The sequence below is a fragment of the Rhodococcus sp. NPDC058532 genome (genome assembly GCF_042719255.1).
GTDB lineage: Bacteria > Actinomycetota > Actinomycetes > Mycobacteriales > Mycobacteriaceae > Rhodococcus_G.
Window position 1 is genome coordinate 143024 of sequence record NZ_JBHXNU010000013.1, and the last position, 11050, is coordinate 154073.

General features: G+C 63.6%; 6 protein-coding genes. All 6 read left to right on the forward strand.

The annotated features are described in order from the left end of the window. Positions 1-2145, forward strand: a complete 2145-nt coding sequence (locus tag ACFWQG_RS16555; protein WP_378508715.1) for an N-6 DNA methylase — start codon at positions 1-3, stop codon at positions 2143-2145. Between the two features lie 105 nt (positions 2146-2250). Further along, positions 2251-4224, forward strand: a complete 1974-nt coding sequence (locus ACFWQG_RS16560; RefSeq protein WP_378508716.1) for an N-6 DNA methylase — start codon at positions 2251-2253, stop codon at positions 4222-4224. Next, complete coding sequence (locus ACFWQG_RS16565; protein WP_378508717.1) at positions 4221-5498, forward strand: restriction endonuclease subunit S; 1278 nt, start codon at positions 4221-4223, stop codon at positions 5496-5498. Before ACFWQG_RS16560 ends, ACFWQG_RS16565 begins: the two co-directional genes overlap by 4 nt. Before the next feature lie 3 nt (positions 5499-5501). After that, a complete protein-coding gene (locus ACFWQG_RS16570; RefSeq protein ID WP_378508718.1) occupies positions 5502-8966 on the forward strand; it encodes a type I restriction endonuclease subunit R in 3465 nt (1154 codons plus the stop codon). A 36-nt stretch (positions 8967-9002) separates the two neighbouring features. Next, the gene (locus ACFWQG_RS16575) at positions 9003-10412 is read left to right on the forward strand and encodes a UvrD-helicase domain-containing protein (RefSeq protein ID WP_378508719.1); all 1410 of its coding nucleotides are present in this window, start codon (positions 9003-9005) and stop codon (positions 10410-10412) included. Further along, positions 10315-11050 (forward strand): UvrD-helicase domain-containing protein (locus ACFWQG_RS16580; protein ID WP_378508728.1); only part of this gene is annotated, 736 nt, incomplete at its 3' end. The genes ACFWQG_RS16575 and ACFWQG_RS16580, both read left to right, overlap by 98 nt.

Here is an 11050-nt window from a genome sequence, read left to right on the forward strand (position 1 = left end):
ATGAACGCCCCCCTGGTTCGCTCCTCCGACATCGCCGCCATGGCCGATGTCAGTCGCGCCGCGGTGACGCAATGGCGTAAGCGGCACAAGGACTTCCCATCTCCGGTAGAAGAATCGGAGTCCGATAGCCCACTGTTCGACCGGAACGAGGTCGAACAGTGGCTGATCGGGCGAGGTCGCCTTCCCGCTCGCACTCCAGCGGCCGGCGACGTCACTGCGGAGGCGGCCGCGAAAACGATTCTCGGTCACCTCCGCGGAGCGGCCGTGCCGAACGAAACGGCATTCGCCGGTGCCGTGCTGGTCGCTGAATATCTCTTCCGCGGTATCGCAGAACGCCGTGTATTCGTCGGGGCCGCGCAAGAGCTTGCGCTCGCGATGGAACAGGTGCTTATGCCGCCGCCGGGCACACTCCGTGGCATCGCTAGGGACCGGGCGGAAGGGTGGGTTCGGAATTTCGTCGAGGTCGCTCCCGAGATTGCTCCCGCGTTGGCCCCGCTGGACCCTCCCACTGCAGATACAGCAGGCCTTCTCGAGGCTCTGGCCGGTTCAGTGGCACCTCTGGCGATCGACCAGTTCCTCGATGTGTTCGACATCCTCGTGAGGAACGAGCGTTACGACGGTCTAATTGATCCGAAGCCATTGTCGACCTTCGTCGCAGACCTGATCGATGTCTGCGGTCTCGGTGAGACCGGAATGGTCCTCGATCCCGTTGTAGGGCTTGGTGGGACGTTGCTGGAGATTGGTCGCCGCCACGCATCGGTCAATCTCATTGGTGTCGACTTCGATGCGTCCGCCTCATTGATCGCGTTGCAACGAGCGATCCTCGTCAACCGCGCGGTCGACCTCCGTGTCGGCAATTCTCTGGGTGACGATCCCGCGGTCGAGGTGATGGCCGATGTCGTTGTCGCCAACCCGCCCTGGGGATTGCGTGACTTCGGTCCAGAGGTCAATGTTCTCGATCCGCGGTGGGCGTTCGGGCGTCCGTCTCCGCGGTCAGACGGGATCTGGCTCCAGCAGGCCATCTCCCATCTTTCGGATGGTGGGCGCGCATTTGTGGTCACACCCGTCGGCGAACTGCATCGGTCAGGCCCGCCTGAGGCGTTGCGTCAGGAGTTGCTGCGCCAGGGCACGATCGAGGCGGTCATCGCGTTGCCGGCCCGACTGTTCTCTCCGTACACCATGATCGAGACAGCGCTGTGGATTCTCGCCCGGCCCGGGCAGACGGTCGACCCCGATCGCGTTCTCCTCGTGGATGTCCCCCCACTGGATGGACCCCGCGCCACCGCCACTCCGGACACGTTCCGAAGCGCTCTGACCGAGTATCAGCAGTGGCGGACCGCCGGTAGGGAACACGACACCGAGCACTCGATCGTCGTTCCGGTCCGAGATCTGCTCGAACCCCGGTCCGGGCTTGTCCCGAAGGCCTGGATCCAGCGGCGGGATGCCCCCAGTCCCCAGGAGATGATTGAGCAGATGATCGCCGCCCACGCCGCTCAGGCGGAGGCTGCAGCTGTGTCGGTCGATGTCTCGATCTCCGGCCTCGCACCGGCCGGGATGGTTCGGCGAGAACCCCTCACGGCCCTACCTGGGGTGAGGGTCGTTCGTAGCCGACCGACGCACGAGTACGTGGACGCGAACGAGAAGTCCGGCGCACCGGTACTCACGGAAAGAATTCTCCACGAGTACCTCGCGACCGGTGGTGCAGAACCCGACCGCTACGTCGCCACCGACGACCTGCGCAGTGAGGTCATCACACAGCCAGGAGACATCGTCATCCTCGGGGTCACTCGAGTCGGCAGCCAAGCTGCCGCACGGTTCGAGTTTCCAGGCTGGGTGGTTCCCGCGCAGAGCTATCTTGTTCGGGTCGACCCGAACAACGCGGACGCTCCTGATCCCGACTACCTGGTGGCCTGCATCAACGCGTCAACACACCAGCACTCCCGGATCAAAGATTCGGTGCGAATCATGCCTTCGCATGTCGAGATCCCCGTCATCCCTGTCGCCGACCAACGCCGTATCGCAGCGTTGATCCGCTCGATCGCCGACGCCACGACTGCAACGGCGCAGCATCTAGAACGACTGCAGAAACTCGCGGCACTGGTCGAGATCGCCGTCGGAACCGGCGCCGTAACCATCAAACCCTGACCAGGTCCGCACACACCCGCAGCGGCGCCGAGCAGACTTACCGCCTGTTGTCGGGCCAGCACAGTACCGTCATCGCCAACGCTTGAGAGAAAGAGCTACAGCCATATGGCCACCACCAACGCCAGCCTCATCTGGAGCATCGCGAACCTGCTTCGCGGGCCCTACCAGCCGAACCAGTACGGCGACGTCATCCTGCCGTTCACGATCCTGCGTCGCCTCGATGCCATTCTCGCGCCCAACAAGGACGAGGTCCTCGCCGAGTACAAGAAGGCCCAGGGTCTGAAGGTCGACCCGTTCGTGGTGCTGAAGTCGAAGTTCAAGCTGCCGTTCTTCAACACCTCCGTGTGGGACTTCGGAAAGCTCGCCGCCGACCCAGCCGGTCTCGCCGACAACCTTGTCGACTACATCGAGGGCTTCTCCGCGAACATTCGCGACGTCTTCGACGGCTACAAGCTCACCGAGTTGATCGGCGACCTCGACAAGAAGGACAGGCTGTTCCTGATCGTCAAGGAATTCGCGAACGTCGACCTGCACCCGAATCGGGTCAGCGGCCACGACATGGGCTACATCTTCGAAGAGCTCATCCGGAAGTTCGCCGAATCCAACAACGCCGCCGCCGGTGACCACTTCACCCCGCGTGAGGTCATCGCCCTGATGGTCGACCTGCTGTACGCGGACAAGGACCTTGAACTCACCGCGCCCGGCATCGTGCGGACCATCTACGACCCCGCCGCCGGCACCGGCGGCATGCTCTCGACCGCGTTCGACCATCTGACGGAGATGAACCCGGACGCCAAGCCGGTGCTGTACGGGCAGGAGATCAACGCCCGCTCCTACGCCATGTGCAAGTCCGACATGGTCATCAAGGGGCAGAGCGTCGACAACATCTACCTCGGCGACACCCTCGCCGACGACGGCTTCTCCGGCCACCACTTCGACTTCCTGCTCTCCAACCCGCCCTTCGGTGTCGAATGGAAGACGCAGCAGAAGACGGTGACGGCGGAGCACGAGCAGCGTGGACATGCCGGCCGATTCGGGCCCGGCCTGCCCCGCGTCTCCGATGGCTCCCTGCTGTTTCTTCTGCACCTGATCAGCAAGATGCGGCCGGTCCGCAACCCGGACGACAAGGGCTCACGTATCGCGATCGTCCTCAACGGCTCACCCCTGTTCACCGGCGGCGCAGGCTCGGGTGAGTCGAACATCCGGCAGTGGATCATCGAGAACGACCTCCTCGACGCGATCATCGCCCTGCCGACCGACATGTTCTACAACACCGGCATCTCCACCTACATCTGGATCCTCGACAACAAGAAGACCGAGCAGCGCAAGGGCAAGGTTCAGCTCATCAACGCCACCGACATGTTCGGGAAGATGCGAAAGTCATTGGGCTCCAAGCGGAAGCAGTTGCGCGATGAGGACATCAAGCTGATCTGCCAGCTGTACGACGAGTTCCGGCACGACGACAACCCCGATGAGGCCGTCCTGTCGAAGGTGTTCGCCAACGAGGACTTCGGGTATCAGACGATCACAGTCGAACGCCCCCTGCAGTTGAGCTTCACTGTCCATGAGGAAACCGTCGATCAGGTCCTCGGAAACAGGGCCATCGTCAGGCTCCCCGACACTGAGCAGACGGTGATTCGGGACGCCGTGGCGGCGATGGTCGGGTGGACGTGGTCGAACCGAGACGTATTCGTCACAGAACTCAAGAGCGCGCTCAAGAAGGCTGGCATGCCGAAACCCGCTGCACCCGTGGTGAAGGCGATCTGGACCACCGTCGGCCAGCACGACCCTGACGCCGACATCATCACCACCAGGGGGAAGTCGGAGGCTGACTCTTCCCTGCGTGACACCGAAAATGTGCCTCTGTCCGAGGACATCGAGGACTACTTCGCCCGCGAAGTTGTGCCGCACGTACCTGACTCGTGGATCGACCACGACAAGACCAAGACTGGCTACGAGATCCCTTTCACCCGGCACTTCTACCGTTACACCCCACCCCGGCAGCTCGACGAGATCCAGAAGGACCTGCGGGGCCTCGTCACCGAGATCCAGACGATGCTCGCAGAGGTAGGAGCGTGAGCAACCAGATGGAGTCATCGGCCTTTTGCGACGTGCCTGCTGACTGGCATTTGGTGCGAATGGATAAGTACCTGGAGTACGTCAAGTGCCAGATCTCACCCGAGGTAATGGCTGATCGCGACGTATTTCACTACTCGATCCCGGTCGTGCAGGTGCTAGGGACGGGCGCGATGGAGGATGGGTCAACGATCGATAGTAACAAGTTTGTCGTCGACCGTGAGCTGTTGTTGGTGTCGAAGCTGAATCCAAGGAAGGCAACGATCTGCCTTGCGGCGCCCAGCAAGTCACTGACGGTCTGCTCGACTGAGTTCGTACCCATTGCTGCGCATGGGATCGATATTGAGTTCGTTCAGTACGTGACGTTGAGTGACCCCTATCGTCAGCGTCTGGAGTCGCTTACCGAGTCAGCCACCCGCAGCCACCAACGTGTCGCTCCGTCGGACATTCTTAAGTTTTGGTGGCCTGTTCCGGACAAGATGACGCAAGAGCAGGTTGTGCGGTTCCTCGACCGCGAGACCGCCAAGATCGATGCTCTGATCGCCAAGCAGGAGCAGCTCATTGCCACCCTGCGTGAGGACCGCGCCGCCACGATCACCCAGGCCGTCACGAAGGGCCTCGACCCGAACGTCGAGATGAAGGACTCGGGAGTCGGATGGATCGGCCAGTCACCTGCGAACTGGCAGATTCGGCAGATCAAATGGGGAAGCCCCGTGAAACGAGGCGCTTCGCCACGGCCGATCGACGACCCGAAGTACTTCGATGACGAAGGCGAGTGGTCATGGGTCAGGATCGCTGATGTTTCTTCATCGAGTGGTCGGCTGCGTGAAACGACACAGCGCCTTTCCGTGTTGGGAAGCTCGCTGAGCGTGAAACTGAACCCAGGGAGCCTCTTCATCAGCATCGCCGGAACAGTCGGGAAGCCATGTATTACAGAGGTGCCGGCCTGCATCCATGACGGTTTCGTCTACTTCCCAACACTCGACCTTGATTCGGAGTACTTGTACAGAATCTTCGAGGCCGGTGAGTGTTACAAGGGGTTGGGGAAGATGGGGACCCAGTTGAACCTCAACACCGACACGATCGGTTCCATCCACGTTCCGTTTCCGCCGCGTGAAGAGCAGCGCCGCATTGTTCTCGGTCTCGAGGAACGATGCGCCAAGGTCGATGCTCTGATCGCTAAGTCGACTGAGATGATCGAGACCCTGCGCGAGTACCGTTCGGCGCTGATCACGGACGCAGTGACGGGAAAGATCGATGTTCGGGGGGTGGCATAGACGATGCCACAGCATCACGAGTCGGTGCTCGAGGACGAGATCTGTCAGCACCTTGCCGCGCACGGCTGGCTGTACTCGCCGAACGATGCCGGCTACGACCGCGATCTGGCGCTGTTCCCCGAGGACGTGTTCGCGTGGCTGGCCGAGAACCAGCCGGCCGAGTTGGAGAAGCGAGTCAAGCCCGATGCCTCGGCCGCGGAGCAGGAGAAGGCGAAAGCGGGTCTGCTGCAACGCCTTGCGAAGGCGCTGTCGGCGGATCTGAAGGCCGACGGCGGCACCCTTGCGGTGCTGCGGCGTGGGTTCAGTGACTTCAACGCGAGCTTCGCGATGTGCCAGTTCAAGCCGAACTCCGGTCTGAACGCCACCACCGCGGCAAAATACTTGGCTGTCCGGCTGCGGGTGATGCGTCAGGTGCACTACTCGAAGTCGAACGCCAATAGGGCTATCGACCTGGTGTTCTTCGTCAACGGGATCCCCGTTGCCACAGCAGAACTCAAGACCGATTTCACGCAGTCGGTGGCGCACGCGGTCGAGCAATATAAGAAGGACCGCGCCCCGAAGGGTGAACCGCTGCTCACCTTCGCGACGGGGCCGCTGGTGCATTTCGCGGTGTCGAACAAGGAAGTGCACATGACCACCCGGCTCGCCGGGGAATCCACCGTGTTCCTGCCGTTCAACCGCGGCAACAACCACCACGCCGGCAACCCCACCAACCCCGACGGGTCGGCGGCGTCGTACCTGTGGGAGACGATCCTGCAGCGCGACACGTGGTTGGAGATTCTCGACCGGTTCATGCACCTCGAGGTCACCGACCGCCGCGACCCCGACACCGGCAAGAAGACCCGCAAGGAAACGCTGCTGTTCCCGCGGTACCACCAGTGGGAAGCCGTCACGAAGCTCGTCGATGCCGCGCGGACCGAAGGCCCTGGGCACAAGTACCTCATCCAGCACTCCGCCGGGTCGGGTAAGACGAACTCCATCTCCTGGCTCGCGCAGCGCCTCGCCAGCCTCTACAACGACGCCGACGAGAAGGTGTTCTCGTCGGTCATCGTGGTCACCGACCGCACCGTCCTCGACACTCAGTTGCAGGAGGCGATCCACCAGATCAACCGCACCTCTGGCGTCGTCGCGCACATCGACGGACTCTCCGGCTCGAAGTCCCGCGAGCTTGCGGACGAGTTGGAGTCGGGGACGCACATCATCATCGTCACCATCCAGACGTTCCCGTACGCGCTGGACGTGATCGCGAACAAGAAGGCCCTGCAGGGGCGGAACTTCGCGATCATCGCCGACGAGGCCCACTCCTCCCAGGCCGGCAGCGCATCGAACAAGCTGAAGCAGATCCTCACCCACGCCGAACTCGCCGACGTCGAGGACGGCGGCCCGGTGTCGGCGGAGGACGTGCTGGCAGCAGAGACGAAAGCACGCGCCGAGGCGAAGAACATCTCCTTCTTCGCATTCACCGCCACCCCGAAGGCAACCACCCTTCAACTATTCGGCCGCCCCGGCCCGGACGGCACACCGCGCCCATTCCACCTGTACTCGATGCAGCAGGCCATCGACGAAGGCTTCATCCTCGACGTCCTCCGCAACTACACTCCCTACAAGACGGCATTCCGGCTGTCCCACAACGGGAAAACGTTCACCACCGACGACACCAAAGAGGGCACCATCGCCGTCGGCGGCGGAGGCTCCGATGCCGACCTGGTGGACAGGTCGGAGGCCGTGAAGTCGGTGATGAACTGGGTGAAACTGCACCCAACCAACATCGGGCAGAAGGTCGCGATCATCGTCGAGCACTTCCGCCACAACGTCGCCTGGCGGCTCGACGGGCACGCCAAGGCGATGGTCGTCACCAGCTCCCGCAAGGCCGCCGTCCGCTACAAGCTCGCGTTCGACAAGTACGTCAGCTCCCACGGCTACACCGACGTCGCCGCGCTGGTCGCGTTCTCCGGTGAGGTCAAGGACCCCGAATCCGGAACGGACGAGCCGTTCACCGAGACGAACATGAACCCCGGACTGAAGGGGCGGGACCTCCGGGATGCATTCGCCACCGACGAGTTCCAGGTGATGTTGGTGGCCAACAAGTTCCAGACCGGGTTCGATCAGCCGAAGCTGGTCGCGATGTACGTCGACAAGAAGCTCGGCGGTGTGCAGGCCGTGCAGACCCTGTCCCGACTCAACCGCACCTTCGCCCCGCTCAAGGATCAGACGTTCGTGATCGACTTTGCCAACGAGGTCACCGACATCGTCGACGCGTTCTCCCCGTACTACCAGGTCACCACCCTCGCCGACGTCACCGATCCGAACATCGTCCACGACACCGAACGCAAACTCGCCGTCGCCGGCATCTATGAGGCGTCCGAGATCGACGGCCTCGTCGCCGACTACCTCGCCCGCAAGGGCAACAACGCCCTCGAGAAGTGGATCGCCCCCGCCGCGGAGCGGTACACCGTCCGCATGAAGGACGCCGTCGACCACTCGGACACCGCGGCGGTCGACGAACTGGAGATGTTCCGGAAGGACGTCGGCACCTACGTCCGCCAGTACGAGTTCCTGTCCCAGTTGTTCGACTACGAGAACCCGTGGCTCGAGAAGCTCGCGATCTACCTGAAACTGCTGGCCCCGCAGCTGGTCGGTGGGGAGAAGCAGACCCCGATCGACCTGTCCGCCGTGACGATCGACTACCTGAACCAGCATGAGCAGGCGCAGCAGCACGGACAGCTCACCGCCGGTGTGCAGCTGGAACCGGCGAAGGAAGCCGGCACCGGCACCGTCAAGGATCCCGACATGGTCGCCCTCGAGGAGGTGATCGCGAAGATCAACGACCTGTTCTCCGGCGACCACCCCGACTCGAGCGTCCGCAACGTCGTCACCCACATCAAGGACAGGCTCGAAGAGGACGAGAACCTGCAGCAGCAGGCGAAGTCGAACAGTCTCGCGCAGTTCTCCGCGAGCCCGGACATCGAAGGTGCGTTCGTCAGCGCCGTCATCGGTGCGATGGACTCTTCGGCCGACCTGTCCGCGCAGATACTCAACAACCCGGACATCGCGCAGAAGCTGCTCGGTGAGCTGCTGCCGACCGTCTACAAGCATCTCAACACCGAAGCGCAGCCTGCTGCCAGCGCGCCTTCCCAGAGTGAGCTGATATCGGTCTCCCTGCCCGACACGACACCCGAGGCTGTGGCCGAGTCCGGACTCACCGGTCCGTGGCGCGAGGTGTACGACGACGTGAGCGCCGCTGAACGGCACCTCGTCGCCATGCTGGCCGAGGCAGAAGTACCGGTACCCGTGATCGGTGAGGAGGTCGGCGGCATTCCGCTCGAGATCTCCTGGCCCGGTCAGAAGGTCGTCGTCGACACCGGACTCGACGACACCGATCGTGCAGAGCTGGTGAAGGCCGGTTGGATTCTGTGCGCGGCGGACCCCACCGCCGTCCAGGCTGCGTTGAGCGAGGCGGGAGCGTAAGTGGCGCGGATCATTCTCGGCCCGGGGCTGACCGGGATGGACGGCAGCCTGCACCAGGCCACCTACAGGTTCCTGCACAAACTCGCCCACGACGACACTGCACCCGGTCTGCACATCGAACCGATCAACAACTCCGTTGACCCTCGTGCCCGCACCGGACGCGTCGACATCTCCAACCGGGCGGTGCTGTTCAAGCTGCAGGGCAGTCAGCAGACCGCGTCGTATGTCTTCATCGGCACCTTCCAGCACGACGAGGCCATCGCCATCGCGCAGAAGTCGCGGGTGAACATCAACCCGCGCAACGGTGTCGCCGAACTTATCCCCGTGGAAGACCAGCCCACCTTCGCGGCTCCGGCGGCCTCGGCTCAAACACATCCCATCGCCAGTTCCACCGATGCCGAGCCGGACAGCGAACTCAGCCTGCGGGCCCGCGAGTTCACGATCGCCGACTTCACCGTCCTCGGTATCGACGCCGCCTTCGCGGAAGGTGCACTCGACCTCTGCGGCAGCGACGCCGTCCTCGACTACGCCGAGCAAGCTCCCGCAGCCTGGCAGGCCAGCGCACTCCTCGACATCTACACCGGCGAATCGCTGACGACGGTCCGGAAGACATACCAACTCGACGAGCCGGAAGCCGCCGACGCCACCAACGACGACGACGTCCTCGCCGCGCTCAAACATCCCGCGGCGCAGATGGAGTTCGCGTTCATCGAGGACGACGACGCACTCCGCACAGCCATCGAGAACCCAGACTTCGCGGCCTGGCGCATCTTCCTGCACCCCGAACAGCGGGAGTACACGACCCGCAACTTCAACGGCCCCTTCCGGTTGTCCGGCGGTGCAGGTACCGGGAAGACGGTGGTGCTGCTGCACCGCGCGCGCGAGTTGCACCGCCGCAACCCCGACGCCCGGATCGTCCTCACCACGTACAACCGCACCCTGGCCGACGCGCTCAAGACCCAGATGGCGGTACTCGACCCCGGCGTAGTCGTTGCCAGCGACCTCGGTGCGCCGGGCATCTACATCGCCAGCATCGACTCCATTGCGACCCGTGTCCTCGGTACCTTCGCTGACCTGCTGGGTGATTCGGACAGTGGACCAGGCCCCGTCACTCAGGTTCTCGGTTCCAGGTCCGTCCAGGTGAACAAGCGAACCCACAAACCGGCCTGGACAGATGCCGTCGACGGCCACGGCGGCGAACTCGGATCCGAGCTACGAGCGCCGTCGTTCTTCGAGGCCGAGTACGCAACCGTGGTCCTGCCCCCATCTCGTGACCACTCGCGAGGAGTTCTTGAAGGTGCGCCGCACCGGGCGCGGCGTTTCCCTCAACCGCGCCCGCCGCAACGCGGTGTGGGACGTCGTCGAGGCGTACCGCGCAGCAGCGGCAGCCGACGGCGCCCTCGACTTCGAGGAGAAGGCCGCCGTCGCCGCGCAGGTCCTGTGTGACCAAGTCGTAGGGGGATTGGCCGATCATGTGCTGGTCGACGAGGCACAGGACCTCAGCCCATCACGGTTCAAGCTTTTGCGCGCGCTCGCTGCTCCCGGGAAGAACGACCTGTTCATAGCGGAGGACTCGCACCAGCGGATCTACGGTCAGCCGATCGTGTTGGGGCGCTACGGCATCGGCATCGTCGGACGCGCCCGCCGACTCACACTGAACTACCGCACGACCGAACAGAACCTCCGCTACGCACTGGGCATCCTCTCCGGCGCCGAGTACACAGACCTCGACGACGAGCCGGAGAGCACCGAGGCCTACCGGTCCGCGCGGCGAGGCCCGAGGCCGTTGCCGAAGCCGGCGAAGTCACCCGACGACGAGTACGACATCGTCGCCGAGACCGTCCAGCAGTGGCTCGATACCGACGCGACCCCGGAGACAATCGGACTGCTCGTCCCCACCCGCAAACGGGGCGACGCACTGACCGAAGCCCTGGGTGACCGCGGCCTGACGGTCACGTTCATCGACAGGGACGCCGCCGGCCCGTCCGGCCTGACTTGGGACATTTCGCTTAGTGCCCCGATCCGAACCCGAGGCGGGCGAGAATCTCCTGCTCGGCCGGCGGGATCACGGGCGGGAAGTCCTC

What these genes read in the sequence shown, in the direction of transcription:
- ACFWQG_RS16555 (WP_378508715.1), top strand. Translation starts at nt 1, where the DNA reads ATGAACGCCCCCCTGGTTCGCTCCTCCGACATCGCCGCCATGGCCGAT.
- ACFWQG_RS16560 (WP_378508716.1), top strand. Translation starts at nt 2,251, where the DNA reads ATGGCCACCACCAACGCCAGCCTCATCTGGAGCATCGCGAACCTGCTT.
- ACFWQG_RS16570 (WP_378508718.1), top strand. Translation starts at nt 5,502, where the DNA reads ATGCCACAGCATCACGAGTCGGTGCTCGAGGACGAGATCTGTCAGCAC.
- ACFWQG_RS16575 (WP_378508719.1), top strand. Translation starts at nt 9,003, where the DNA reads ATGGACGGCAGCCTGCACCAGGCCACCTACAGGTTCCTGCACAAACTC.